Raw genomic sequence first — 26,854 nt, forward strand, 5'->3', positions numbered from 1 at the left:
TACAATGCTTGGTATCAAAGCCAAGATGTTAGGCGAGCAGAAGGCTCGCAAGCAGAGGCGCGTGCAAGCGCGAAGCGTAGGATTTTACCCGGCGCGAATGGCCCTGCTTGGACTGGGCATAGCGATTTTGGTTGGAACCGTATTGCTAATGCTCCCTATAGCGAGGTCTGACGCTCCCATGTGGCCAGGAAATGTGCCGGTGGCAGTTGCCGGCCCCTCCATTGCGGGAGGGGCGCCGCTGTCTGTAGCTCTATTTACCGCAACCTCGGCCACCTGTGTAACCGGCCTGATCGTGGTGGATACGGCCACATACTGGAGCACATTCGGTCACGCGGTGATCGCAATACTCATTGAGATTGGTGGCTTGGGGGCGATGACGTTCGCTGCCCTCCTCGCCGTATACGTAGCCCACCGCCTGAGTTTGAGCCAGCGCCTCGTGGTCGCTCAAATCACCGGCGCCCTCACAATGTCAGATATGCGCGGATTCGTGAAACGTATTGTGGGTATGGCCCTGATTGTGCAGGTAGTTCTTGCGATCCCGCTGGTAATCGACTTCTACGTGCGCTCCAAATCGCTGGGTGAGGCGCTGCAGTGGGGCACGTTTTTCTCGATTTCTGCGTTCAATAATGCCGGCTTCTCTTTGGAAACCGACAGTTTGATCCCGTTTGCTACAGACCCGTTCATAATCTTGCCAATCTCAATTCTGATTGTGATTGGAGGCCTCGGGTTCCCGGTTCTGGCTGAAATCGTGCACGCGTTAAAAACAAGGACGAGGAAGCCGTGGCACTGGTCGCTTAACGCGCGTCTAGTAGTGCACGGAACCATTGGTCTCATTCTTACCGGTTGGTTACTCATTACGCTGCTTGAGTGGAGCAACCTTTCGCAAACGGGTCAGTACAGTACTGCAGATAAGCTTCTCATCACACTGTTCACGGCAATTTCGCCGCGTACAGCCGGATTTAACTCGATGGATATAGCAACGCAAAGCGACGTCACTTGGCTGGTCACAGACATCCTCATGTTTATTGGAGCAGGTCCGGCTGGCACCGCGGGCGGTGTGAAGGTGACAACCATGCTGGTGCTCGTCTTTTTGGTTCTGACTGAGATCCGGGCGGGCCAGGCCGTTCAACTGTTTGGCTCCCGCATTGGCCGCTCCACCCAGCGTGCGGCGATTACGGTGCTCATGATTGCATTCAGCCTGGTTGTGGGTGCCACCGCCATAATCATGGTTCTCACGCCTTGGGGAATGGACCCGGTGTTGTATGAGGTCATATCCGCACTTAGCACGGTGGGCCTAACAACGGGCATCACCCCGCAGCTGCCTATAGCGGCGCAACTGATCATTTGCGCGCTTATGTTCTTCGGACGAGTGGGGCCCGTGGCAGTTGCAACAGTCTTAACTATTCGACCAGATACGAAGCTGTATGAGCTTCCTAAGGAAAGGCCAATCATTGGTTAGTTTTTCATTCCTTCCGCGAGTTCTTGCCGGAGAAGCTGGCGATGTTGCCATCATCGGCCTGGGACGTTTTGGAACGGCAATGGGCGAGGAACTCGTTGCATCCGGCGTGCAAGTGCTTGGAATAGATAAGGATACGGACGTAGTCCAGGCGATGAGAGGGCGTTTCACGCAGGTGGTGAAAGCCGACGCGTCCAGCGTTGAGGCGCTACAGCAACTGGGCGTTGATGAGTTCCAAACTGCCGTGGTTGCAATCGGGGAGAACTTGGCGTCCTCCATCCTCGTCGCATCTGCGCTATTACAGCTAGATGGGCCGGAAATCTGGGCTAAGGCGGCAACTGCGCAGCAGGCTGAAATATTCCGGCAACTAGGAATAAAACATGTGTTTGAGCCAGAGAAGAACATGGGGCAGAGGGCTGCGCACCTCATTACTCGCCGGCTTTCAGACTTTTTTGACCTCGGAAATGGGTTTGCGTTGGCAACGGCTACTGTGCCTGAAAAAGTGGGCGGGAAACTGGTAAGCGAAACGCGTTTCAGGTCCGGGCACGGAGTCACCCTGATTGGGATTCGCCAAGAAGATGGGACGTGGGAGCAGGTTTCTCCCAATACCAGGCTGGTTGCGGGGCAAACTGTTTTGGCCGCAGGTCCGTCCAACAACCTCGAGATCGCGTTCGCTTAATCCGTCGCAGGGTTTGAAACCTCGGGTAGGTGAGAGGCTGCGAAGACTCCCGCAAACCCAACGAGTGCTAGGAAAATCAGTGCAGGCGAAGCACCCCACATTGCGAGTGCGCCGGAGATCAAACCCACTAGAAGTAAGATGATGCCCATGAGCGTGTTCGCGGCTCCCACGTACCGCGTTCGCACGTCCGATTCGGCCATGTCAACGATGTAGGTTTTTCGGGCCACGCGCACCAAAATATGAGCGAGGTTGAGGGCAAAGAACGAGGTTGGCAGGATCCACGTGAGGGCAGTTTGAGGCCCAAAACGAACTGCAGCGAGGGTGAGCAAAATGATTATGGAGGCCGCCCCCGCTCCAATGGACATGGTGTTTTTTGAGGACTTGTCAGAAAACTTGCCGGAGATTCGCCCGCCAATAAGTGCGGAAAGTCCGGACGCAACCAGGAATAGGCCAAGCCCTGTGATATCGCTATCCACTTCTTGCGAGAGCAGGACGATAAAAGCCGTTGAAAGCGCCGATACGAGCAACAGTGAACGCACAATCACGAAGTTGCGGAAGTCCTTTTGATCGCGAAACAGTTCCCAGGTGTCTTTCCACCACGCTTTGTCGAGGCCTCCTCCATCGGCATCCGGATCGATAGGCTCGTCAATCTTGTTGAACACCAGGGCGGCCAGGAACCAGATGAGTCCGGAAAACACAATGAGAACTACGAGGGAGCTCGGCTTTTGCAAAGCTGGCGTGAGGGAGATGCTTAGGCCAATCACGAGCGAGACGAGGCCGCCGATAGCAGCTGATCGTCCGGTGATAAGACCGCGTTTGCCCTTATCCACGATCCGTCCCTGCACGTCCTTCGAAGCGATTGAACTGAGGGAGCGGAAGGTAGCGAAGACGGCGAGTAGCAGGAGGAAAGCGAGGCCAAGAGCCAAGCCTTCGAGGAGGAGTGCGGCAACTGCCATGAGCAGGGCAGCTACGCCCTGGCCGATCGCTCCGATCACCCAGATGCTCTTGCGGCGTTTGTGTCCGATAACCCACGGGGTGAACGCGGCCTGGGGGAGCATGGAGAGGGATTCACGCACTGGCACGAGCATGGCGATTGTGAAACCGGGCGCTCCGCCGGCCTGTAGTATCCACGGCAAAACAGTTTTGGCGGCAATGACCTGGTCACCAATATTTTGCAGGGCATTCGCGCCAATAAACCTGTTTACATTGGACCTTTCGGTCTTTTCTTCTTCTGCCACGTGCCACCTTCCTCGCTCGGCTTCCACCCTATGAAACATGGATGAGACCGGCTAATAAGGCTAACCAAACTACCTGCCTAGCCGTGTGATGGTAACGCTATTAGGCTGGTAGTAAAACGGTTAGGAGATTCTATGGATCTGCAAATCAGCGGGACAGTTGCGTTCGTTGCGGCCTCAACATCCGGGCTTGGAAGAGCGAGTGCAGTGGCGCTTGCCGCGGAAGGAGCACATGTTTGCGTTACGGGCCGTACTGCAAAGGCTCGTGAGGAAGTTGTGAAACAGATTCGCGAGGCCGGAGGAGTTGCGCTTGAGGCGCCACTAGATGTTGAGGATGCCACCTCCATTGAACAGGCCATCAGCACGTGCGAGCGCGAGTTGGGGCCGGTTAGCATCCTGGTGTTGAACGGGCCGGGACCGAAGCCAGCTTCGCCCTCAACAATCACGAGTGAGGATGTTGCTGGAGCCGCCGCGCGCCTTATTGAGCCACACGTGCTCATGGTTAATCGGGTTCTGCCCGGAATGCGTGAGCGCGGTTGGGGCAGGATCATTGCAATCGGGTCTACTGCGGTGGTTACCCCTTCACAGCAGCTGGTGCTCTCAACCATTGGGCGCCAAGGCTTGGCGGGGTACTTGAAGGCTCTGTCCCAAGAAGTGGGTGGGGACGGTGTCACGGTGAATATGGTTCATCCAGGCCGCATCTTGACGCCGCGTATCGACCAGCTTGACCAGGACGCCGCTACCCGCGAGGGCGTGAGTGCCGCAGGTGTTCGCGAGCGGTTTGAACAGACCATTCCGGTGAAACGCCTGGGCGATCCGGCCGAGATGGGCGCCGCGGTGGCCTTCCTCGCTTCGCGGCAGGCGGCTTATATTACGGGTACCGCCCTTCGCCTTGATGGGGGAGCAACGCCCGTTCTTTGATGGTTAAACCACCCGCACGTCGCTGCAGTATCTGCGCAGGTTCTCCACGTCCTTGGAAGATGCGTGAGTTGTTGTGAAAATGGTTGTGAACTCCTCGAGTGATGCGGTGCGTTGCCAGGCAGCGCGCGAGAACTTGTTGTGATCTAACATCAGCACTTTGCGCCCAGAAGCCTGCAGTATCGCCCGCTTCATGTTGACCACGAAGTCTTTCGGATTGTAGATCGAGTCAGCCCAAACCGCTGCATCTGACATGAATGAGATGTCGGCACGGAAGTCTTTAACCATTTCGGCCGCATGTGTTCCGTAGAATGAGTCAGCCCAGTTCATATAGTTCCCGCCCAGCAGGATTAGCTGGACCGAGTGAACTTCGCTAAATTCGCGCGCCACGTAAAGCGAATTAGTGATGATGGTTAGCGACTTTATCTGTTTCAAGATTGGGATGAGGGGCATGTTGGTTGTGGAATCGTCGAGGATAATTACATCGCCGGGTGAAACAAGTTTTACCGCTGCATGTGCAAGGGTGCGTTTCTCATCCAGCTGACGTTTGGCTCGCACGGCCGCGGGCAGTTCGGCAGTGGAGGGGGCTACCGCGCGGAGAAAACCCTTGGAGCGGATAACGATTCCCTGGTTTTCCAGGGTTTGCGCGTCTCGATAAGCGGTGGCGGTAGAGATGTGGAGGGCATCTGCAATCTGCTCAATGTGGAGCTCGCCCAGCTCAAAAAGCATGTCGGTTATCCACTCGCGGCGGCTAGGTGGATCTGACCAGTCGGTTTTTGTAGGGGCCAACGTGGGTTTTGGCTTAGTAGACATACGACAATCCTTGCGAAAAATGATGTGACTTAACTTAAGAATATCTAAAACCTGCACTGACTTTGCATGATTTTCTCATTTATTTGAGAAAAACTGCAAGCGTATTGATAAAAAACGCCTTTCGCTCTAGCCTGGCTGTGGTGAGCGACACTGGGGTTGCTCGGTTTAGGGAGGCGGAAGCTGTGCAAGAAGTTGTTATCGGCGTAGATGGCGGCACTACAGCAGTAAAGGCTGTGGCATTTGATCTGCACGGAAAGATCTTGGCAACGCATCACGAAGCTGTTCCTGTTCAGTACGGGGACAACGGTGAAGCTGAGCAGGACATGAATCAGATTTGGGAGGCCGTGGCCACCTGCTTGCGCGAAGTTGCAGGCGAGGTCAAGGATTCCAAGATCGTTGGTATCGGTCTTACCGGCCAGGGCGATGGTGCGTGGCTGATTGATGAGGCCGGCGAGCCGGTGCGTCCGGCCGCGAACTGGTTGGACGGGCGTGCTGCAAAGCGGGTGAAGCAGTGGGACGAGGATGGCCGCGCTGCAAAGGTGTTAGAGGTTACGGGTACAACAACGTTTGGTGGCCTGTTCCCTGTACTGATCGAGGAGCTGGCGGCCACGCAGCCCGAGGTAGTAGCCCGTGCAACTACGCATTTGAACTGTAAGGACTGGATCCGGTTTAAGCTCACCGGTGAGCGTTTGACCGACTACACAGAGGCCTCGCGCTCGTTCTTGGACGTGCGTACAACCGACGGTTTTAGCGCAGAACTCGCTAAGGATCTGGGGCTCGAGGAATACGCAAGGCTTCTCCCGGAGATCCACCGCGCGGACGGCAAGGCGGTGCCCCTCAGTGAAGAGGCAGCGCGTGAAACCGGTATTCCTGCGGGCACTCCGGTTGGCGTTGGCATGATCGACGTTGCGGTAACCGGAATGGGCCTGGGCGCGCTCGAGAATGGTGATTCGTGGCTGATTCTTGGCACCACCGCTTTTGTGGGAACGCTGCTACCGTCGGTTAGTGAGCGCCGCTCCGACCTATCGATGGTGCTTGCTACCGGCAACGGCAAGCAGGTGTTGGAGTTCATGGCGCCCATGACGGGCACGCCCAACCTCGACTGGATTCGCAAGGTATTGGGTCTGGAAGAGAAGAACTGGTCCGAACTTGAAAAACGTGCACGCATGTCGAAGCCAGGCGCTTCCGGCGTGGTGTACCTGCCCTACGCTTCACCCGGCGGCGAGCGCGCCCCCTTCCTTGACACGAACGCGTCGGCCTCGTGGGCGGGCATGTCGCTCACGTCCAGTACCGAAGACATTTTGCGTTCCGTGTACGAGGGCGTAGCGTTCTCCCTCGTTGAATGCATTAACACGCTGCAGATCCGCTCCGACCTGGTAGTCTCTGGCGGCGGCTTCCGCTCCGACCTCATTTGCGAGATCCTGGCGGATGCCACCGGGCAGACCGTTGTACGCCAAGACGCGCCCGAGGCTGGCGCTCGCGGAGCCGCAGTTTTGGCGCTAGTTTCCGCAGGTCGCTTCGACACTGTGGAGGAGGCATCGGAGGCTCTGCGCACCTCGCTAGAGACTTTCGAGCCGGACCCGGCAAAGTTCGAGGCTTACAAGAAGTCGCATGAGGTGTTCGTGAAGACGCGTCAGGCTCTGCAGCCGGTGTGGCCCGAAATGCGCGAGTTGCGTCGTAGCAGTGGTGAAAGGAGCGAGGCGTGAAAGTTTTACTCGCATCAGACCAGTTTTTAAGGGACGACATTTTGAAGGAGGCGCTACTGCGTGAGCTTCCCGACGCCGAAGTTTCTTCGATTGCCTCCACCTGGCCCGTGCCCCCATTCCATGACGTGGGTGAGGTTCGCGAGGCCCTCGGTGACGAGGACGAACTAATCGAAGCGCTCCAAGGCGTTGACGTGGCGTTCTCGCACACGTTCCCCTTTACCGAAAAAGTGATCTCTTCTTGCCCTGACCTGAAGATGATCACCATTTGCCGAGGCGGGCCGGTAAACGTAAACATTGACGCCGCAACCAAACACGGGGTGCTCGTCAGCTACGCACCGGGACGTAACGCGGTAGCAACCGCGGAGCACACGGTTGCGCTGATCCTCGCCGCTGCCCGTCAGATCGCGCAGCGCCACATGGAGGTTGTGGGCGGTCAATGGAGGTCGGACTACTACATTTTCGACAACGTGGGGCCCGAGATAGGCTCGTCAACCGTTGGCGTCATTGGCTACGGCAACGTCGGGAGGCGAGTGGCCAACATTATTGCCGCATTTGGTGGCAAGGTGCTGGTTTACGATCCGTGGACCAAGGATCGCAGCGGGGCGGACAATATTGAGTTCGTAGACAATCTTGAGGACCTACTCAAGGCCTCTAATATCGTTACGCTTCACGTGCGCGAATCAAAGGAAAATACGCGCATGATGAACGCGGAAAAGTTTGCGCTCATGCCGGAAAGCTCAATCTTCATCAATGCTGCCCGCGGAACGCTGGTCGATTACGACGACCTTGCGGATGCGCTCGATTCTGGCCACCTATTTGCGGCGGCGCTCGACTGCTTGCCAGAAGAGCCCATGCCTGCCGACCACAGGCTGCTTAAGACGCCCGGAATCACGTTCACCCCGCACCTTGCGGGTGCCTCCAAGAATGCTTCCATTCTTGCCGCCAAGATCGGCGCGGCAGACATCGCCGCATTCGCTCGCGGCGAAACTCCCGCCCACGTTGCCAACCCGGATGTTCTCAGAAAGTAGGAAATCATGCTTCTAGAAGAAGTACGCAAAGAAATCGTTGAAACCTGCCTGTTCATGCAGGCCGAGAAACTCATTGTCGGCACCGCTGGAAACGTGTCTGTTCGAGTCGATGACCTCGTTGCCATCTCTCCCTCGGGCGTTCCCTATGAAGAAATGACCGCCGAGGACGTTGTGGTTACCGACATGGAGGGCAACATCGTAGATGGCAAGCTCAAGCCGTCCTCGGAACTGCCCCTTCACCTCAATATTTACAAGTCCACGGACGCACGGGCTGTCACGCACAACCACGCTCCGGCTTCGACTGCGCTCGGCTTGGTTGTGGATGAGATTCCCACGTCGCACTACTACAGCGCGATGTTTGGCGGGCCGATCCGTGTGGCCCCCTACGCGGGCTTTGGCTCTGATGACTTGGCAATCAACGTAACCAAGGCGCTTGAAGGCCGCACTGCAGCGCTCATGAAGAACCACGGCGCTATCACCATTGGCCCTAACTTGAAGAAGGCTGTAAATGGCCTGCCGCTACTCGAATATATTTGTGAGATTCAGTTGCGGGCACTCTCAACGGGTCTGCCGGTGGCGCTGCTCTCGGAGCAGCAGATGCACGATGCGGGAGTTGGCATGGCCAACTACGGCAAGCAGCCCGCGCGCGACAAGGACTAGCCCGGCAAACTCAGGCGTAACCTAACTCCTAGTTGAATTAGGACGCGGCCCCGATTGCTCGGGGCCGCGTTTCATATGGTCGAAATCTACCTACTTCTGCGCCGCTGCGGAGGCGTCGATTGCGCCCTCAAGCAAATCGTCAGAGAGGCCGTATGCCCAGTGCAGAAGAGAAACCGGGTGAATCATCTTCGCGCCGGATCCCTTTGCCAGCTGCCAGCGGCACGTTTCCGTGTCACATGCTGCAAGGTCGGGGTTGTTGCGGCGAATGAAGTCAAACACGGGCTTGCCAACAGCCTCGGCAATCTCGCGCTTCTCTGACTTCATGCCGTACGTGCCCGCAATACCACAGCAAGGCTGGTTGGACTCCACTACCTTGACGCCCGGGACGAGCTCCATGAGCTCTACGGCCGGCATGCCCATAGCCTGGCTCTTCACCTGGCACGGCTGGTGGTAAGGAATCGTCATATCCAGACGGCGCAGGTCCTCCACGGGAAGTTCGCCCTTGTAGTACAGGTCAAGGAGGAATTCCGACGTCTCCACGGTGCGTACCGCAACATCTTCAAGCCGAGGATCATCAAGACCCATGATTTCCTTAGCCTCGTGCTTCAGCATGCCCGCGCAAGAGCCAGATGAGGACACGATGGTGAGGTCCTTACCTTCCGAAAGGAGGGCGTCGCACAGGCGCAAAACCTTCTTGGTTGCGCCGCCGAAAATGCCGTTGGACTGCTCAGCTAAGCCACAGCATCCCTGCTCTGGCACCAGAACCTCATAGCCGAGGTGTTCCAGTAGCTCGATGGTGTGCTTCGAAGTCTGAACCTCAAAGTAGCCACCTGCACAGCCATGGAAGAACACGATCGGGCCGCGCGGTGCCGGGCCGGCCGGAGCCTTGCGCTTCTTCAACCATCCGCGAAGCGACTGGTTGTGCGCAGTGGGCATAGGCGCTCCCTCAGAAACGCCGACAACAGCGGAAACAACCTTGCGCAGCGGCTTGATGCCCAGTGCAGTATTCGCAATGGGTGCGAACGGGGTCATTACCTTGCCCATGAGGTCGGTCTGGGTGATTAGGCGGTCACGAATCGGCATGCCATTTTGCGCCTTCATAACCGCGCGGGCCTGCGCGTTAATTTCTGCGATCTTCACGCCCTGCGGGCAAACCATGGTGCAAATACCACAACCCGAGCAGTAGTCCAGCGAGTGGTCTACCGACTGGCCGTGGCGGAACCGCTCTGCTTGCGGGCCCACAAACTTAGGTCCGGGGAACAGTGGAGTTACGCGGGCCACTGGGCACTGCGTCTCACAGATCGTGCACTTAACGCAGTTGTCTAGGGTTGCGCGCGCAAAGTTTTGCTGTGCGAACTTCAATGCGTCACTCATTACTTACCTCCGAGAATCGAATCGGTTGCCCGAATCATCGAACCAAGAGCAATACCTTCGCCCGACTTCTCTCGCCAACGCTTAGCGCCAGCAATCGTTCCACCAATTACACGTACGTTGTCGTACACAACCTTGCCGTCGCGGTCCAGCGGCCTCATTTCGCCATCAACCGCAACGCCTACCTTGAACAGGTTCTGCTGCTCGCCCCAGTAGTCACCGTGTACCAGGTCTGGCAGTTCACCACCCGTCACTGGCAGACCCAATGCGCGTTCAAAAATCTTGCCGTAAGAATCCAGCGTTATCGCACCGGACTCGAACCCGCCGCCAGCCAGGACCACGTTGTCGCACGCAATCTCGCGACCGCCACCTGCACTGTCGGTGATCACATGGGTGACGCGCTTGCCATCGGTTTTAACGCCGGTCACTTCAGCGCCGAGCATCAGGCGAACCCGCAGGTCCTTGATCCGTTGCGTGAGCTTCTGGTTCAACCTCATGCCGAGAACCGACGGGGGCTGTAGAGCGATCTCAAACACCGGGTGTCCCAGGAGTTCACGGAATTGCTTCCACACGCCCTCGCCGTTTACACCGAGGATTGCTGGAAGCGCTACGACCTCGCCATCTTCTACGTGCGGGCGGATCGTGTCAGCAAGTTTGCGCAGCAAAATCGGATCTTCCAGTGCGCGCGCAAACGTTAGTGCCGTTGAATCTATCTCGCCCTCGCGGACCTCGAAGTCCAGCATTAGCGTGCGTGCCTTAATCTGCTGACCGCCAATCTCTTGGCGCTCCAGGTTGCCCGCCACGAACTCGGGGAAGAAGTCCTTCATCTGTCGGAATCCAACCACCAGGTAACGCTTGCCCGGTTCGATCGCTCCCTCCATCATTGAAGGCTGCACGATGCAAGTGGGACGCATTGCGCCAATAGCCGAGGGCAGCAGGACGTTCTTCTGGGCATCTCCAACCAGTAGGCCCTCGCCAACCTCGTTCATCATGAACTTAACGCCCTCGCGAACCGCATCCGCGCCAATAATGGAGTACGGGTGATCGCCTTCCGGAGCGCCCTTTTCGAACTTATTCTCCGCGATTGTTTCAAGCGGCTTCTCAAGACGATCCGGAGCATATCCGAGAACGTCAATCGTGCCCTGTGAAAGCTGCAGGCCGCCGATACCCTTCGAGGCCAAAATAACGGGCTCGCCGGCCTCGCGAAGCCGGATTGCTGCGGTAAGTCCCGCGATACCCGCGCCAATAACTACCGTTGTCATCGCACTGCCTTACTGTTGTTCGAATCGTCCGCGCTGGGAAGGTGCTCAATGTCGTAAATACCCTGGAAAATCCAGTCATCAAGCGCTGTCTGTCGAGCTTGACGCCCGTACAGGATCGGCCACAAACCAATCCACCTGTTCTTCAAGAACAAGCGCATCAGCTCCGTAACATGAGCGGCATCGCCGCGCCCCATCTGCTGGGTGATACCCGCTGCGCGCATAGAGCAGAAACCGCCCTGACACGGGCCCATACCTAGGCGAAGCTGGCGACGCAAATCGTCGAACGTTGCATCCGGCTGCGACTCAAGCAGGGTTTCAAACATCTTGCGGTTCATGAGCTCACACTCACAAACAATCTGCGCGTCAAAGCGGTCGCCCTCACGCTCTTCGAGGCGGTGAGTGACCTCGTAGTTGTCACCGCGCTGGGTGCCCGGCATGATCTCTTCCGCCGTGCGGCAAGGGCGCCAGTCATCCATCTGGCGGCACATCACGTCAACAACGTTCTTAGCCATCAAGCGGTACGTGGTGAGCTTGCCGCCAGCAATCGTGAGTAGGCCGCCAATGCCGTCGCGCGTGGAGTGGTCGATGATCGACATGGTGCGCGACATGTGGCGCGTATCCGAAGCGTCCACGCGGCTATCCCTAACGAGCGGACGAGCGCCCGCCCATGCGTGCACCGCACGCGCCTCGCGGAATCCTGGAATCAGAGCTTCACCAGCGTCCAGCATCTGCTGAACTTCGTTGCGTGGAATCTCCAGGTGATCTGGGTCCTCCACCTTCACATCCGTGGTGCCGATAATTGAAACCGTGTGCACCGGAACGATGATGTCACCGTCGGAGGGGTAGATACAGCGGTTCACAACCTGGTTTACCAGGCGGTGGTTCATCGCGATCATGATGCCGCGGCCAGGAACCACGTCCACGCCATGCGCACCAGCCATCGCCGCGATCTGACCGGACCAGGGGCCACCGGCGTTGATCACAAACTTACAGTTGATGCGAACGTCCTCGCCGGTTTTCATACCGTGGGCATGAACTGCGATCACCTGGTTGTATGCGGTCTCGATCTTCTCAACGCGGTGGTAGGTGAGAACCTCAGCGCCGTACTGCTTTGCGGAGCGGATTGCGCCCCACAGCATCGCCCAACCATCAACCGTCTTATCTTTCACCTTGAATGCGCGTAGCAAACCCGGGTTTAGACGGGGCTCTTGCGCCAGTGCTTCTGACGGTTCAATTTCTTCGGTCCACACGCCGGTAGCTTGGGCACCGGCAAGGAACTGGTCGCCATACTCAGGATCATCCTCAGGCGTTACAACAAAGAGGCCGCCCGTGTCCTCCACTGCATCCGGGTGCAGGTTCGCAATAATCTCGTTTTCTTCAGCACACTCGGCTGCCGAAATAGGGTCTGATACGACGTATCGTCCACCGGAGTGGAGGAGTCCGTGGTAACGGCCCGTGGTGCCCTGGCCAATATCGGCGCGTTCTACCAAAACTGCTTTGAAACCACGCATTACGAGGTCCCTCAGCACGCCGACACCGGTTGCTCCACCACCGATAACAACAACTTCTGTGTCGAGTTTCTTCATTGATCACTCCTGGTCATCAGGGAGTGGCCGCACCCGCGGCCACTCATCTCACCTCAAGGCTAGGACGAAAAACATTCGCTAATTGCCGATTTTCGGATTCCCAATGCTTGCTTCTTCTGCTGAAATTATGTGCAATCTAGTTCTTGTGTTTTCCGCTTGTTTACGCGGATTTATAACTTTGCTAAACCGGACCTTGCAGGCGTGGACCGGAATTTTGTGTCTCGCCGTGCACGTTTGTGAACAGCCAAGGTCGGGTATTTATGAAACGAAAGACTTAGATAAATCGTGATCGCTGTCTCTTGACAGGTCAAATCAAAACTTGCTCGAACGAATGTGCAAAAGGTGTGGCCCCGAAAAATCGGGGCCACACCTTCTTGGAACTAGGAGTTATGCGTTCCGAACGTCCTCGTCAACCCAGTCGAAGGTGCGAGTTACTGCCTTCTTCCATAGGCGGTAGGTGCGTTCGCGCTCTTCCGCATCCATCTTCGGCGTCCAGCGCTTGCCTTCAGACCAGTTGTTGATGACGTCCTGCTCGCCCTGCCAGAAGCCAACCGCAATACCAGCTGCGTATGCAGCACCAAGAGCGGTGGTCTCCGTGACCTTCGGAGCAACAACGTCTACGCCAAGCACGTCAGCCTGGAACTGCATGAGCAACTCGTTAGCAACCATGCCGCCGTCAACGCGAAGCTCGGTCAGATCAACGCCCGAGTCAGCGTTCATAGCGTCAAGCACCTCGCGGGTCTGGAACGCGGTGGCCTCAAGGACAGCGCGGGCGATGTGGCCAGCGGTGTTGTAACGCGTGAGGCCAACGATGGCGCCACGGGCCTCGTCCTTCCAATACGGGGCGAAGAGGCCGGAGAACGCCGGAACGAAGTAGACGCCACCGTTGTCCTTAACGGACTTAGCAAGCGGCTCGATTTCTGGAGCGGTGTGGATCATGTGCAGGTTGTCGCGGACCCACTGTACGAGCGAGCCTGTAACAGCAATCGAACCCTCGAGAGCGTACTTGGTTGGCTGATCGCCAATCTTGTAGCAAACGGTGGTCAGAAGGCCATTCTCGGACTGAACGGGCTCTTCACCGGTGTTGATAAGCATGAAGCAGCCGGTGCCGTAGGTGTTCTTAGCCATGCCCTTTTCGAAGCAAGCCTGGCCGAACGTTGCAGCCTGCTGGTCACCGAGGATACCCGCGATCGGGGTGTCGATGATCAGCGAGTTCTTCGAACCGTAGCCGTAGACCTCTGCGGAAGAGCGAATCTCCGGAAGCATCGACATCGGGATGCCCATGTCAGCACAGGTGTCCTCGCGCCACTTCAGCGTCTTGATGTCCATGAGCATCGTACGAGAAGCGTTCGTTACGTCAGTTACGTGAACACCGCCATCCGGACCGCCGGTCAGGTTCCATAGCGTCCAGGTGTCCGTGTTGCCAAACAGGAGATCGCCGGCCTCAGCGCGCTCGCGAGCGCCCTCTACATTGTCGAGAATCCACTTGATCTTTGGACCGGAGAAGTAGGTGGAAAGCGGGAGGCCACAACGATCGCGGAAGCGGTCGTTGCCTTCGTCGCCGGCGAGCTCGCGAACGATCTCAGCCGTACGCGTATCTTGCCAAACGATTGCGTTGTAAACCGGCTCACCAGTGTTCTTGTCCCAAACGATCGCGGTCTCACGCTGGTTGGTGATACCGACAGCGGCTAGGCTGTGACGGTTGATAGCCGCGCCTGCCAATGCGGAGCCGATTGCCTGATGGATGTTGTCGCGAATCTCAATCGGATTGTGCTCTACCCAGCCGGCCTTCGGGAAGATCTGCTCGTGCTCGAGCTGCCCTACCGAAACAATTTCGCCGTCATGGTCGAACACAATTGCGCGAGATGACGTAGTGCCCTGATCAATGGCAAGTACGTACTTCTTTTCGCTCATGTTTACCTTCACTTCCTTGTGCAAACAGTTGAATAATGGGCGAATCAACAAGCGTTGACCTGCGTCGCTGCACCTTTGTGCCATGCATCACGAAGTCTATCGCTCATCTTTGAGACTTGCACTACAAACCAATCGGGTCGCCGGTTTGCAGTTAGGCTCCTTGAATGCGCTGTCTGGTCATCAGTAAGCGACATCGATAGCTAGTTGTATCCCAAAACTGTGGTCTAGATTGCAGGTATGAACTCCTAACCTCCTGAATTGAACAGCCGTGCATGGCAAACTATGAAGAATGAGCATACGTGATAACGATGCGCACGAGGCTGCATCAATGTACTACCTGCAGGGCGAAACCATGGAGATGATTGCGCGTCACCTCGGGGTTTCGCGGTCCTCCGTTTCGCGACTACTGGCATATGCCCGCGAATCCGGCCTGGTCCGCATTACCGTAGCGCCAGCGCCCGGCGAGCGCGGCACCCTAGCCGGCGAGCTCAACCAGATTTTCGGCATCCACTCAACCGTGGTGCGCGTGCGCGACCACGACACCGGCGTGAACCGCCTCGACTCGGTAGCTAAAGTTGCGGCCGAACGCCTGCTCGACTTCATCCACCCAGGCAGCAAGATCGGTATCGCGTGGGGTAATACCACCGCTGAGGTTGCCCGCAATCTCACGCCGGTGAACATCGACAACACAACGGTTGTGCAAATGAACGGCGCAGCAAGCGCATCCGGCACGGGCGTCAACTACATCGACACTACTATCTCGCGGGCAGCCGATGCTCTTGGGGCGTCCATGGTGCATTTTCCTGTGCCCGCCTTCTTCGACTATGAAGAAACGAAAGAAGCGATGTGGCGCGAGCGTTCGGTGAAGAGCGTAGTGGATCTCATCTCGAAGGTTGATGTGGCGATGTTCGGCGTAGGTGCTTTTGGGGGAGACGTGCCCTCGCACGTGTACTCCGCGGGATTCCTCGACCCATCCGAAATGGCGGAAGCACGTAACGAGGGGGTGGTGGGAGACATTTGCACCGTCCTCATTCGCGAAGATGGCTCGTATGAAGACATGTCCATTAACCGGCGCGCATCCGGTCCCACTCCGAAGCTACTGAAAACCATTCCCACGCGCCTTTGCGTGGTAGCGGGAGAGGCCAAAGCCATCCCCCTCATTGGCGCGCTACGCGCCGGCGTTGTCACCGACCTGGTGGTTGATGACCGCACCGCCCGCCGAGTGCTGGAACGCGCGCGCACCACCGGCCTGCGTTAGCCATACTGGAGGGGATGCTTAACCAAACCGTTCAGACCGCTGCAGGGGAAGTGCAGTTGCGCTTTGCCCGCCCGGCTGATGCCCGCGCGATATGGAACCTCACCAAGCCCTACGTTCAGCAAAAGATCCTTGTGGACAAACCCCTCATCGCCTACTTTGAGGACATCCAAGAGTTCATCGTTGCTGAAAGAGACGGTGAAGTTCTGGCCTGCGGCGCCCTCCACGTGCTCTGGGACGACATCGCGGAGGTGCGCACCCTTGCCGCTTCCCCCACTGCGCGTGGAAGTGGCGTAGGCTCGCTCATCTTGAATGCCCTTATAGAGCGGGCGCGTGACCTGCAACTAAAACGCATCTTTTGTCTAACATTTGCAGTTGATTTCTTTGCCCGGCACGGCTTCGAAGCCTTTGAGGGTATGGCTGTAGGGGTAGATGTGTACCAAAAGATGCTGCGCACCCACGATGACGGCGTGCGCGAATTTCTTGAACTGGCATCTGTCAAACCCAACACTCTGGGCAACACTCGCATGATCTTGCACCTTTAGGAAAGCGCGCTACTTTAGGTAGCCGCGCGCCCAGACGCCAAACAAAAGCGGCTTCCAGCCATAGTTGAAAGCCGCCCTCGTTAGCCGTTATTCGCCGTCGAACACCTAGATGAACTCGTACGGGTCGAAGTCCTCCAGATCGATAATTCGCAAGCGAGGCAGGCGCACCTGGAATGCGTCAATACCGTGCTCAATGTCGATGATCTCTAAGCCCTCGTCTGTTAGATCGTGCAGGCCCGACGAGATGAACTCGGGGAAACCGAGAATGCCAACGCGGTGACCAGCCTCAAGGAGGCGCTTGATTTCTGGCTCGTAATCGCCATCATGGCTGGCCAAAATCACGTCACCATACCCGCGTTCGCCGATCGCATCCAGCGTCTTCTTAATGCCCTGGTCAACCACCTGGTCATCCGGTATGCCCGAAAGGGGGATCGGACGGTAACGCATTGCGAGTAGTGCCTGCACGAAGTTCATCGGCATGTAACCCGACGAAGCATTCAGGAAGAACAAGCCCCTTACCGGCTGGTCCCAAAGTTCCTCGGTGGATGTTAGAACGCGATCCCACCGGGGGCGTTCTTCTGAGGCTGGCTTTCGATCCAGCACCGATACGCCAAGCGTGGTGTCAATATTTTCGCCATCAATAATTAAATAAGTAAGCGGATCCATTTTGGTACTTTCAATGGGTGGGGCAGAAAGCCCCACCCATGTAGTTGAAATTTGTAGTTGAAGCCTTGCGTCTAAACGTTTTAAGACTTCTTCTTTAGAGCGGCCAAGCGAGCCTCAATTTCAGACTGCTCGTCCAAGTTGTCCAGTTCGTCGAACTGGGACGCGAAAGAGTCAGCAGCGAGTTCTGCGCGGCCTTGAGCCATCGCTTCTTCGCGGCGAATCTGATCCTCAAAGCGCGAAAGCTCTGAAGTGGGGTCAAGCACGTTGATTGAGCCGACCGTATCCTGCAACTTCGCCTGCGCGGCAGCCGTCTTCTGGCGGGCCACAAGCTCATCGCGGCGGCGCTTCAAGTCCTCCAGCTTTTCCTTCGACTGCGAAAGACCAAGCTTGAGCTTGTCAACAACCTCGGTCTGGCTTGCAATCATCGGCGCTGCATTCTCAGCCGACTTCTCGTAGCTAAGTTGCTTGCCAAGAGCAACCTTTGCCAGGTTATTCCACTTGTCAACTTCTGCCGGATCGGTAGCGGAATCAGCGCGGGCAGATGCGGCTACAGCCTTCTCGCCCCACTCCTTGGCAGCCGCTACGTCAGAGTCGTAGTCGGCCTGTGCAAGACGGAGGTTTCCAATGGTCTGCGCAACGGCTTCCTCAGCCTCCGCGATCGAGTTGGTGTAGTCGCGAACAAGCTGATCAAGCATCTTCTTCGGGTCCTCAGCGCGGTCCAAGAGTGCGTTGATGTTCGCCTTTGCGAGTTGGGAAATGCGACCTAGGATCGACTGCTTCTCTGCCATGTGATCTCCTTTCAAGGAAAACGCCAGGGCGAAGGCGCCCAAGACGCGCACAAACGTGCATTCTCATTATATATGTGACGCGACACTCACCGCGCGCCAAATCAGAACTTGCCGGATCCACCCGAGCTAAAACCACCGCTGAAACCGCCGGAGCCTCCGGAACTGAAACCGCCGCCGAAATCACCCGATCCGCCGAAGTCAAAGCCTCCGCCGAAATCACCCGATCCTCCGGAGCCAAAGCCGCCGCTAGAGCGGCCGCTAGATCCACCGCCGCCAAACAAAAGTCCACCCAAGATCAGTGAGGTGAGGTCAATTCCGCCACTCGAACCTCCCGAACCGCGCGGCGGCGTGGGGCCGGACGACAAATCGACGGCACGGTTGGCAAGCACAAGCGCGTCAGCGAGCAAATCAAGGGCTTCAATGGGGGAAGACGGTGCAACCTTCGCGGCCTCTGCCCGCTTCGCCTTCGCCCGCGCGATGAGAGTTCGCGCCTGCGAACTAGCGCTGAACGGGTGGGCTGACACGCGTGAATCGGCCCGGACGATCGCGGCATCTACCTCTGCGAACCTGCGATCCAGGCGAGCATTGGTACGAAGCTGCTTCTCTTCTGCGTTACGTAGCGGTAACAATGCGTTGTCGAGGGCGTCCTCGGCTTCATGAAGTTCGGTCAGAGCACTCAGTGGATCCGCGCCGCCACGTCGGGCCGCGTTACCGTGCTCGATCGCGCGATGAGCATCCTCAACCAACGGATTGAACGACGCCTGGTTGTGGGCTAGACGCGAAACGTCCTCAAGATCTGAAGAGATCGAACCGATAGCTTGGGCCAGCTTATTCTTTGCATCTTGCAAGTTCGCCTCAGCGCTCATAACCTCCTTGATCTGAGCAAGCGCCTGCGTGAGCGCGCGCATTGCAAGATTCACGTGGAAAACGCCCGTCTTGCGATCCGAATCCTTCTTCGCCTTGGCCTCCGCGAGTGCCTGGCTTGCCGCGTCGAGCAGGCGGTTGGCCTCGTCCGGATTGTCTAAAATAGACTGCAAAACCTGATCGGAGTAGGTGAGACGAAGCGACTTAATCTCCAACTTCGCATGCTCCACCCGCTCGCGCGCCTCGCTTATGCGCTGGTCGATGCTGGAAATATTCGAATCGATATTAGATTCGACGTCTCGAAGCTCGCTAAAACGCTTGGCCTGCGCGTCCAAAATCGCGCTAACGCGAGTTACATCGTCTTCTAGCTCGTCAACCAGCTTGGTCTGCGTATCGGGGTTGGTTTCCGACTCCATCTCGGGTTGCTTCTTGAAGGCCTGCGTCATGATTGCCGTGGCTTCATCCAATGCCTGCGCAAATTCCGTAGTTTCCAGCTCGCCAAACTGAGCCTGTGCGAATGCTAGGTCTTCCTTGGCCGCACGAACCGCGTCATCAGTCTGCATCATTGAAACATTCAGCTTCTTAATGCGATCTTCAAGCTGTTCCGTGCGGCGCTTCCTGGCCTGACGCAGATGCTTCTTCTTGCTTCGTTGAGCTGCTATAACGATGAGAACGAGGCCGATAAAACCTACGAAAACTATGATGAGGAAGGTCCCGGCTGCTAGATCGCTATCGTAATCATCATCCGAGGTGCCACTTGAGCCGTTCTCGCTATCGGACAGGAGCCTGGAGGTGTCGGACAGTGCAGCTATCAGGTTTTCGGGCGTTATACCCCCACGTAAGTTTGAAGATCCCGCGGCCGCCGCAGAGTCCGCCTTCGAAGATCCAACTGGGGCGGATGGTCCCAAACAAATGTTGTATTCGCCCAGCTCCGTTGCAATCGCGTAAACCACCGCTGACGCCGGCAGCGACGGGTTATCATCACCCAGCTTGGAACACCACGACGATGGAGAAGTGCCTTCCCAATCCGTCGTAATCACCATGTAGAGCGGGAAATCCACCGCGGTTGTGGCCGTAGTTTCAAGCTGGGCCTTGGTATCAGCGTCGAGAATCCCAACCTCGTCAATCACGTGAGAATCATCAATGCGCACCGCTGCGCTGGCCATCGACGGCAAAAACATCAGTAGGGCAGTGGCTAGAGCTACCAGTACAGAACGCTTCTTCATACCCCTAGTTTTGCGCAAAAGCTGACTCGTGTCAGGTCAAAGTTCAAACTTCGCTCACTGCAAGCGCGATCTGCTCACATGTTCTTGTTATCTGCTCGCATGTGCGAACCGGTAGGCTGGGTTGTTCATTTTGCGGACCGGCATCGAGTAGCACGAGGCAACCCGCGAGCTTTGCTAGATCTTCGGCCTCTACGATCTCGCGCAGATCTATCAGGATCTCGGCAAGGCGAGTAGAAAGCACCGCTAGGCGCGTCCACTCCACCTCGCTGCCCGACACGCGTGCCCACTCTTTAGCTGGCAAGTATTTGCTCGTCAGGTCAATTGCGCGGCGAATCCACACTGCCTGAAGTAGGTCAGCCTCAATCTGAAGCAAGGCCGTAGCAGTTGGATCTTGTAGCAAGGCCAAAGCCTTCACGGATTCAGACACGATCTTTTGTGCCTGCGCCAAACCCGCACGCATGCGTGCGGAAACCTCCGAGCCTGCGGTGGGGGAAACCCTTGCCACCTCCAGGCGTGCCGTGGCAAGCCCCTCCTCGATTTCACTGGCGAGTCGAGCCAAACCAAACGTTGGATCTGGGCTTACGTAGCGTCCCGCACGAACCGCGGCGCGATGCGGATTGACTGAAGCGGGATCTTCCGCCCTGTACGCGGCTAAGGCATGTGCGTACTTGTTTGCACGTAGGCTACGCAGAGGCTCGGCCGGCTCTTTCAAAGCAGACACTGCGGCGTTCATTCGCGTGCAACCGGCGGGAAGTTCAGCTTTTCCTTCCATCACAGTTGCGTCGGCCAGGCAAGAAGCCGTAAGCGCGCGAGCCCTGCCCAGTTCAAACCGCAAATCGGCGCAGGCATCCTCTCCAAACATCCAGCGCGAAGCCCAATACTCACGGCGCATCTCGCGAATCGCACCATCCATGTCGAATGCGTTAAGCGGATCTGCGGCCGGAGATAACACCTCGTTAGTCGGGGCTGGCACTTCTTCCGAGCTGCTCCCTACGTCCTCGCTTGCGTCATAATTCGCTGCGTCGTCCGCGGCCTCGTCTGCGGGTCCACTCTGGTGTTCATCTGCGGGTTCAAAGGGAGTAATCGAATCTACCCTTTGCGAATCTAGACCGTCCTCGCCGTTCTTTCGAGCCTGGGAACGCCGCGCAATAACAGCAACAGCAATCGCAACAACCACCAGCGCCGCGCCCGCGCCAAACAACCAAACTACCGTGCTCACGCGGCCTCCCTCACCAATTTTGCGATGCGCCACACCAACCAACTCCCAGCGCAAATGCGCCACCCTTGGCGATGACAATGTCTCTCGCACTATCATAGGGGTTAGACGTAACAATCAAAGCGAGAAAACAGACTTAGGAGGCCCTCGTGCCCACCGGCAAGGTGAAATTCTTCGACGCGGATCGGGGATTCGGATTTATCGAAGGAGACGACGGCGAGTCCGTGTTCCTCCATGCATCCGCACTGCCCGAAGGCGTTCGCGCGCCGAAGGGTGGCACTCGCGTTGAATATTCTGTAGTTGACGGACGGAAAGGCGCGCAGGCAATGTTCGTAGAGATCCTGCAGGCCTCGCCCTCCATAAGTAAGCTAAACCGGCGCAAACCGCAGCAAATGGTTGGGCTAGTTGAAGACCTGATTAAGGTACTCGACGCCGCATCCGGATCGCTTCGCCACGGAAAGTACCCGAACAACTCAGAGAAGATCGCGGACCTGCTCCGCGCTGTAGCGGATGATTTCGATGCCTGAAAACGAAAAGAACGAACCCGCCGTAGCAGCCGATAAGATCCTAAAAGACGCGGTAAAAGAGACACTAGAGATCGTCCTTGAGGTTGTAGAACAAAGCGAAATCGGTGACCACCTGGGCTATCGCGCTGAAGGTGAACGCTTGCTCACACACTTTTTTGCGGCAAACAAAGAGGGATACCAAGGCTGGCACTGGGCCGTAACCGTATCTCGGGTTCCGCGAGCGAGGCGAGTGACCGTATCTGAAATCGATCTTCTGCCCGGTAAAGGCGCCTTGCTCGCACCCGAATGGGTGCCCTGGGAAGAACGCCTGCGTCCATCCGACGTATCCCCCTCAGACGTGCTTCCCTACCGTCAAGAGGATTCCCGCCTCGCGCTGATCCGCGACTCCAAGTACGGATCAGACGAGCCACCCCTCTCGCGTGTACGCACCCTCTCGCGAGAAGGCATTGACACCGCGCGCACCAGGTGGCACAGACGCTCGCGAGCCAAGGTGAACAAAACCGACTCGAAGTCCACTTGCGCGTCTTGCGGCTTCCTGGTTGCCCTTCGCTCCGAACTAGGGCAGAGCTTCGGCGTGTGCTCCAACGAGTGGTCCGGCCATGACGGCCGCCTTGTTCCCCTCACCTATGCCTGCGGCGCCCACTCCGAAACCGACGTGCAGGAAACCGGTAGCCAATGGAACGTTGTGCCTCCGCGCGTGAACGAACTGGACCTAGAGGTCATCAGCGACCTGTAAAACCTGAAAACACGCGGGAAATGTGACGCCCGCTACCCAGTGTCCACATGGTGGTAGCAGAATCGAAAAAGTACGCACAGTGAGAGCATTAGCCTGTGAGTACCAATACTGCACAGCGCTCAAAGCTAGATAGTTTCTTTCACATTACTGAACGCGGTTCCACAATTGGTCGCGAAGTACGAGGTGGCTTCGTCACCTTCTTCGCAATGGCCTACATCCTCGTTCTTAATCCCATCATCCTATCCGCAGCATTCCCCGAAGACGGATCCCTAACGATACCAACCATCGCGGCGGCAACGGCACTCGTCGCAGGCGTCATGACAATCCTCATGGGCCTGGTTGCCAACTACCCGATGGCGCTCGCGGCCGGCATGGGTTTGAACGCCATGGTTGCGTTCACCCTCGTTCTCGGTTCGGGCCTCACCTTCCAAGAGGCAATGGGTCTAATCGTCTGGGAAGGCATCCTCATCACAATCCTGGTTCTAACCGGATTCCGCGAGGCCGTCTTTAACGCGGTGCCGAACCAGCTCAAGGTAGCTATTTCGGTTGGTATCGGCCTGTTCATTGCGTTCGTTGGCCTAATTAACGCGGGCATCATCCGCCCCGGCGGCACCCCCGTTCAGCTGGGCATCGACGGGTCGCTTGCCGGCTGGCCAGCCCTCGTGTTTGTAGCTGGCCTTCTGCTAACCATCGTGCTGTACGTGCGCAAGGTTCGCGGCGCGATCCTAATCGGCATCATCTCTTCTACCGTACTTGCCGTCATCATTCAGGCCGTCGCAGCGATCGGACCGAAGAGTGATGAGAATCCGACCGGTTGGGGCGTTACCGTTCCAGAGCTTTCCGGCTCCCCGGTATCGCTTCCCGATTTCTCGTCGTTAGGCGCATTTGACCTATTCGGCGCGTTCGGCAAGCTCGGCCCGCTAGCCGTTGTCCTGCTGATCTTCTCGCTCATGCTTGCCGACTTCTTCGACACCATGGGCACCATGGTTGCGATCGGCGCAGAAGGTGATCTACTGGACGAGAACGGCAACCCGCCGCGCTCGCGCCAGATCCTCGTCATCGACTCTCTTGCAGCCATTGCCGGCGGCCTGGCAGGTACTTCCTCCAACACTTCCTACGTTGAATCTTCAGCGGGTGTTGGTGAAGGTGCACGCACCGGTCTCGCTTCTGTTGTAACCGGTATTCTGTTCCTGCTGTCCATCTTCCTTGCACCCGTCGTGGAGCTAGTACCAACCGAGGCTGCGTCTACCGCTCTCGTGTTCGTGGGCTTCCTTATGATGACGCAGGTCTTGGACATTGAATGGAAGAGGCCAGAGATCGCAATTCCGGCGTTCCTTACCATCGCGTTCATGCCGTTCGCCTACTCCATTTCGGTAGGTATTGGCGCCGGCTTCATCACCTACGTGATCGCTGCGGTAGCAGTTGGCAAGGCAAAGCAGATTAAACCGCTCATGTGGATCGTTTCCATTCTGTTTGCAGTTTACTTTGTGCTCGGCCCCATCCAGGCTGCACTGGGGGCCTAAGCTCCCGCTACGGGCAACCTGGCCAGACTGATCCTGAGCCAAGCCCGTAGGTACAACCCATTATTCGGCGCGGCTCGCGAAGATTACCTCTTCGCGAGCCGCATTAGAATTCCCAATCACAACCCGCAGGACAGGGGAAGATCAGGTTCCTCGTACATGGCGACAGAGGTCCAGATGTTCACAGATCAAGATGGATCCCCCGACGGGTGCCCTGGCGTAGCGACGCACAAACGATGCTGGCATTATTGAAAAAGGAGGTATACGAGGTGTCAAAAACGTTTGAATCATTAAAGTACTTCAACTACAGACTATGGTTCGGCGCCAACATCATCTCCTCCACCGGCATGTGGATGCAGCGCATCGCGCAAGACTGGGTGGTTCTCACCGTCCTTACCCAAGGTTCTGGGACCGCAATCGGTATTACCACCGCCCTCCAATTCTTACCCATTCTTTTATTCAGCCCGTGGGCTGGCGTGATCGTAGACCGCGTTAACCGCAGAAATCTAATCCAATTCACGCAGGGCATGATCGGCCTCATGTCGCTCATTTTAGGTGTCCTCATTCTGACGAATACGGCACAACTATGGCACGTGTACGTCCTTGCATTCCTCGCGGGCATACTCTCCACCATCGATGCGCCTGCCCGCCAAACTTTTGTATCCGAACTTGTTCCACTTGGATCCCTCCCTAACGCAGTTGGGCTCAACTCGGCAGCATTCAACGTGGCCCGCCTGATTGGGCCTGCTCTTGCCGGCCTCGTCATCGAATGGGTAGGGCCAGGCTGGGTATTCATCGTCAACCTACTTCTATTTGCCGCGCCCGTAACCGCGGTAGCTTTGATGAATAAGAACCTGCTCACCCCCGCCAGCCGGGTGAAGCGCGAAAGCGGGCAGATTCGCGAAGGCGTTCGCTACGTTTTGGGCCGCACCGACATTGTGGTCATCATGATCGTGGCCGGAACGGTGTCTGCATTCGCGATGAACTTCCAGCTCACCTCCGCCGTCATGGCCACCGAGGTTTACGGGAAGGGTGCTGGCGAATATGGAATCCTCGGATCATTCATGGCCATCGGATCGCTCACGGGCGCGCTTCTTGCCGCGCGCCGCAGGTTTCCGCGCGTGCGCCTGGTGGTTGTCTCTGCGTTCCTCTTCGGCCTTTGCGACATTGCGCTTGCGCTAGCGCCCACCTACGAATTGTTTGCGCTTATCGCCATCCCCACCGGCCTGGCCATGCTAACTATGATCACGTCGGCTAACGCCGCTATCCAGATCTCCACCGATCCTGCCATGCGAGGGCGCGTTATGTCGCTCTACCTCATGGTCTACATGGGGTCCACGCCCATTGGTGCTCCCATCGTCGGCTGGGTTGCCGACACCTGGGGAGGTCCCTGGTCGCTGGCCGTAGGAGGAATTTCGGCGGTTATCGTGTCTGTCGCCGCCGCCATCTGGGCAATCAAGTCCTGGGACGTGCGTATCAAAGCCAGCTGGTCTCGCCGGCCCATCATCACCTACGGCCCGCGTGAGCGTGCCCGCGACCTCGAAGCTGGCGGCGACCAGCCCACGGATTAGAACGCTCCTTAAAACAATCAGGGGCTCCGACAAACAGTTGTCGAAGCCCCTGATTGGACGCTGCTAGAGAATCCGGCTTGGCCTCATAAATCAAACGTCAAGTGCTTAGCGTCGTACTACAGGCGGGTGGCCACATAATCGATGCAACGCAGCAGGGCTGAAACATCTTGCGGGTCCACCGACGGGAACGCACCAATGCGTAGCTGATTGCGTCCCAGCTTGCGGTAAGGGTCCACATCAACCACTCCGTTATCGCGCAACACTTGCGAAACTGCGGAGGCATCCACGCCCTCAAAATCAATGGTTGCCACAACCGGAGAACGCAACGCCGGGTCAACCACGAACGGCGCGGCGAACTTGCTGTGCTCGGCCCACATGTAAATCAAATCCGTTGACGTCTTTGAACGCTTCGCCGTTGCGTCCAAACCGCCAAGGGCCAGCATCCACTCAAGCTGGGCGTGCATCATTAACAGTGTTGCCAGAGCGGGCGTATTCAGCGTTTGATCCTTGCGCGAGTTATCAACAGCGATCGAGAGATCCAAGAACTGGGGCATCCACCTGCCAGAATCAGCGTGCAACTGTTGCGCGCGTTCAATAGCCGCGGGGGAGAGGATTGCAAACCAGATGCCGCCGTCCGAGCCAAAACACTTTTGCGGCGCAAAATAGTAGGCGTCAGTTTGTGAAATATCCACGCTGGCCCCACCGGCAACCGAAGTTGCATCCACCAAGCACAGGCCTCCCGGCATGCGCTTCACAGGAGAAATAACGCCCGTGGACGTCTCGTGGTGCGGCCACGCGTACACGTCCGCGCCGGCAACCTCCTCAACCGTTGCAAGCTGCCCGGCAGGAGCATCAAAACGCGCGGGCTCGTCCAAGAATGGGGCGCGGGCGGCCTCCTCGAAAAACTTTGAACCGAACTCGCCAAACGTTGCGTGCGCGGAACGCTTCTCAATCAGCGAGGTGGTGGCTACCGCCCAAAATGCCGTGGAACCCCCATTTCCCAACACAACTTCATAACCATCGGGAAGGCTGAACAGGCGCGCGATCATCTCGCGTACCTCGCCAACAACGTTGCGCACCGGCGGCTTGCGATGGCTCGTGCCCATAATTAGGTGAGGAGACCTTGGCGTATTCCCGTCAGCCAAACGGTCAATTTGTTCCTTGCGAACAAGCGAAGGGCCGGAGCCGAAACGCCCGTCTTTCGGTAAAAGATCAAATGGAATCTGTATTTTGGTCGCCATACTGAAGAATCTAGTCGAATATGGTTCATTTAGGGCAACAGGTCAATAAATGGACCGCAAACAAAAAGGGG

The 26,854-nt window shown here is 57.2% G+C and carries 23 protein-coding genes; 12 read left to right on the forward strand and 11 right to left on the reverse strand.

Going from position 1 to position 26,854, the window contains the following annotated elements; genetic code table 11:
- Positions 1-4: 4 nt before the first annotated feature.
- Complete coding sequence (locus BQ7114_RS08495) at positions 5-1,459, forward strand: TrkH family potassium uptake protein (RefSeq protein WP_083431812.1); 1,455 nt, start codon at positions 5-7, stop codon at positions 1,457-1,459.
- Positions 1,452-2,135 carry a potassium channel family protein gene (locus BQ7114_RS08500; protein ID WP_072344457.1) on the forward strand — a complete coding sequence of 228 codons (684 nt, stop codon included), beginning with the start codon at positions 1,452-1,454 and terminating at the stop codon, positions 2,133-2,135. The genes BQ7114_RS08495 and BQ7114_RS08500 overlap by 8 nt, the downstream gene beginning before the upstream one ends.
- On the opposite strand, the gene BQ7114_RS08505 is transcribed toward BQ7114_RS08500, so the two are convergent.
- Positions 2,132-3,373 (reverse strand): MFS transporter, encoded by a 1,242-nt coding sequence (locus BQ7114_RS08505; protein WP_072344460.1) that lies wholly within the window; start codon positions 3,371-3,373, stop codon positions 2,132-2,134. The genes BQ7114_RS08500 and BQ7114_RS08505 overlap by 4 nt on opposite strands.
- Positions 3,374-3,505: 132 nt before the next feature.
- Between BQ7114_RS08505 and BQ7114_RS08510 the strand changes: the two genes are divergently transcribed.
- The gene (locus BQ7114_RS08510) at positions 3,506-4,291 is read left to right on the forward strand and encodes an SDR family oxidoreductase (RefSeq protein WP_072344463.1); all 786 of its coding nucleotides are present in this window, start codon (positions 3,506-3,508) and stop codon (positions 4,289-4,291) included.
- Positions 4,292-4,294: 3 nt separating this feature from the next.
- Here the strand turns inward: BQ7114_RS08510 and BQ7114_RS08515 are convergent, their stop codons facing one another.
- The gene (locus tag BQ7114_RS08515) at positions 4,295-5,101 is read right to left on the reverse strand and encodes a DeoR/GlpR family DNA-binding transcription regulator (protein ID WP_143236844.1); all 807 of its coding nucleotides are present in this window, start codon (positions 5,099-5,101) and stop codon (positions 4,295-4,297) included.
- A gap of 140 nt (positions 5,102-5,241) precedes the next feature.
- Here BQ7114_RS08515 and BQ7114_RS08520 point away from each other — a divergent pair, with 140 nt between their 5' ends.
- The 3 genes from BQ7114_RS08520 to BQ7114_RS08530 are packed head-to-tail and all read left to right on the forward strand — an operon-like array spanning position 5,242 to position 8,495.
- Positions 5,242-6,807, forward strand: a complete 1,566-nt coding sequence (locus BQ7114_RS08520) for an FGGY-family carbohydrate kinase (protein WP_230206018.1) — start codon at positions 5,242-5,244, stop codon at positions 6,805-6,807.
- Complete coding sequence (locus tag BQ7114_RS08525; protein ID WP_072344471.1) at positions 6,804-7,835, forward strand: 2-hydroxyacid dehydrogenase; 1,032 nt, start codon at positions 6,804-6,806, stop codon at positions 7,833-7,835. The genes BQ7114_RS08520 and BQ7114_RS08525 overlap by 4 nt, the downstream gene beginning before the upstream one ends.
- 6 nt (positions 7,836-7,841) lie before the next feature.
- On the forward strand, positions 7,842-8,495 hold the full coding sequence (locus tag BQ7114_RS08530; RefSeq protein WP_072344474.1) for a class II aldolase/adducin family protein: 654 nt from the start codon (positions 7,842-7,844) through the stop codon (positions 8,493-8,495).
- Between the two features lie 90 nt (positions 8,496-8,585).
- Here the strand turns inward: BQ7114_RS08530 and BQ7114_RS08535 are convergent, their stop codons facing one another.
- The 4 genes from BQ7114_RS08535 to glpK form a co-directional block, all read right to left on the reverse strand.
- Entirely contained in the window at positions 8,586-9,869 is a 1,284-nt protein-coding gene (locus BQ7114_RS08535) for an anaerobic glycerol-3-phosphate dehydrogenase subunit C (protein WP_072344477.1), read from the reverse strand.
- Positions 9,869-11,128 (reverse strand): glycerol-3-phosphate dehydrogenase subunit GlpB, encoded by a 1,260-nt coding sequence (glpB, locus tag BQ7114_RS08540; RefSeq protein WP_072344480.1) that lies wholly within the window; start codon positions 11,126-11,128, stop codon positions 9,869-9,871. The genes BQ7114_RS08535 and glpB overlap by 1 nt, the downstream gene beginning before the upstream one ends.
- A complete protein-coding gene (glpA, locus tag BQ7114_RS08545) occupies positions 11,125-12,714 on the reverse strand; it encodes an anaerobic glycerol-3-phosphate dehydrogenase subunit GlpA (RefSeq protein ID WP_072344483.1) in 1,590 nt (529 codons plus the stop codon). The genes glpB and glpA overlap by 4 nt, the downstream gene beginning before the upstream one ends.
- A 387-nt stretch (positions 12,715-13,101) precedes the next feature.
- Positions 13,102-14,628, reverse strand: a complete 1,527-nt coding sequence (glpK, locus tag BQ7114_RS08550; RefSeq protein WP_072344486.1) for a glycerol kinase GlpK — start codon at positions 14,626-14,628, stop codon at positions 13,102-13,104.
- 289 nt (positions 14,629-14,917) lie between these two features.
- Here glpK and BQ7114_RS08555 point away from each other — a divergent pair, with 289 nt between their 5' ends.
- The gene (locus BQ7114_RS08555; RefSeq protein WP_195906744.1) at positions 14,918-15,886 is read left to right on the forward strand and encodes a sugar-binding transcriptional regulator; all 969 of its coding nucleotides are present in this window, start codon (positions 14,918-14,920) and stop codon (positions 15,884-15,886) included.
- 14 nt (positions 15,887-15,900) lie between these two features.
- Positions 15,901-16,428 (forward strand): amino-acid N-acetyltransferase, encoded by a 528-nt coding sequence (locus BQ7114_RS08560; protein ID WP_072344489.1) that lies wholly within the window; start codon positions 15,901-15,903, stop codon positions 16,426-16,428.
- A 105-nt stretch (positions 16,429-16,533) separates the two neighbouring features.
- Here BQ7114_RS08560 and BQ7114_RS08565 read toward each other — a convergent pair whose 3' ends face one another.
- The 4 genes from BQ7114_RS08565 to BQ7114_RS08580 all read right to left on the reverse strand — a co-directional run bounded on the left by BQ7114_RS08565 (position 16,534) and on the right by BQ7114_RS08580 (position 21,191).
- Positions 16,534-17,094: a PIN domain-containing protein gene (locus BQ7114_RS08565; protein WP_072344492.1), complete on the reverse strand. Its 561-nt coding sequence runs from the start codon at positions 17,092-17,094 to the stop codon at positions 16,534-16,536.
- Positions 17,095-17,174: 80 nt separating this feature from the next.
- Entirely contained in the window at positions 17,175-17,882 is a 708-nt protein-coding gene (locus BQ7114_RS08570; protein ID WP_072345090.1) for a PspA/IM30 family protein, read from the reverse strand.
- 101 nt (positions 17,883-17,983) lie between these two features.
- Positions 17,984-19,972 carry a coiled-coil domain-containing protein gene (locus tag BQ7114_RS08575; protein ID WP_072344495.1) on the reverse strand — a complete coding sequence of 663 codons (1,989 nt, stop codon included), beginning with the start codon at positions 19,970-19,972 and terminating at the stop codon, positions 17,984-17,986.
- A gap of 43 nt (positions 19,973-20,015) precedes the next feature.
- Positions 20,016-21,191 carry a hypothetical protein gene (locus tag BQ7114_RS08580; RefSeq protein WP_143236845.1) on the reverse strand — a complete coding sequence of 392 codons (1,176 nt, stop codon included), beginning with the start codon at positions 21,189-21,191 and terminating at the stop codon, positions 20,016-20,018.
- A gap of 146 nt (positions 21,192-21,337) precedes the next feature.
- Here BQ7114_RS08580 and BQ7114_RS08585 point away from each other — a divergent pair, with 146 nt between their 5' ends.
- The 4 genes from BQ7114_RS08585 (at position 21,338) to BQ7114_RS08600 (ending at position 25,542) form a co-directional block, all read left to right on the forward strand.
- Positions 21,338-21,715 (forward strand): cold-shock protein, encoded by a 378-nt coding sequence (locus tag BQ7114_RS08585; RefSeq protein ID WP_072344504.1) that lies wholly within the window; start codon positions 21,338-21,340, stop codon positions 21,713-21,715.
- Complete coding sequence (locus BQ7114_RS08590; protein ID WP_072345092.1) at positions 21,708-22,451, forward strand: DUF3027 domain-containing protein; 744 nt, start codon at positions 21,708-21,710, stop codon at positions 22,449-22,451. Before BQ7114_RS08585 ends, BQ7114_RS08590 begins: the two co-directional genes overlap by 8 nt.
- A 95-nt stretch (positions 22,452-22,546) precedes the next feature.
- The gene (locus BQ7114_RS08595) at positions 22,547-23,974 is read left to right on the forward strand and encodes an NCS2 family permease (RefSeq protein WP_072344508.1); all 1,428 of its coding nucleotides are present in this window, start codon (positions 22,547-22,549) and stop codon (positions 23,972-23,974) included.
- A 266-nt stretch (positions 23,975-24,240) separates the two neighbouring features.
- The gene (locus BQ7114_RS08600) at positions 24,241-25,542 is read left to right on the forward strand and encodes an MFS transporter (protein WP_072345094.1); all 1,302 of its coding nucleotides are present in this window, start codon (positions 24,241-24,243) and stop codon (positions 25,540-25,542) included.
- Between the two features lie 116 nt (positions 25,543-25,658).
- Here the strand turns inward: BQ7114_RS08600 and serC are convergent, their stop codons facing one another.
- The gene (gene serC / locus BQ7114_RS08605; protein WP_072344511.1) at positions 25,659-26,783 is read right to left on the reverse strand and encodes a phosphoserine transaminase; all 1,125 of its coding nucleotides are present in this window, start codon (positions 26,781-26,783) and stop codon (positions 25,659-25,661) included.
- Between the last annotated feature and the right edge of the window lie 71 nt (positions 26,784-26,854).

The sequence above is a fragment of the Actinomyces urinae genome, assembly GCF_900119695.1.
Classification (GTDB): domain Bacteria; phylum Actinomycetota; class Actinomycetes; order Actinomycetales; family Actinomycetaceae; genus Gleimia; species Gleimia urinae.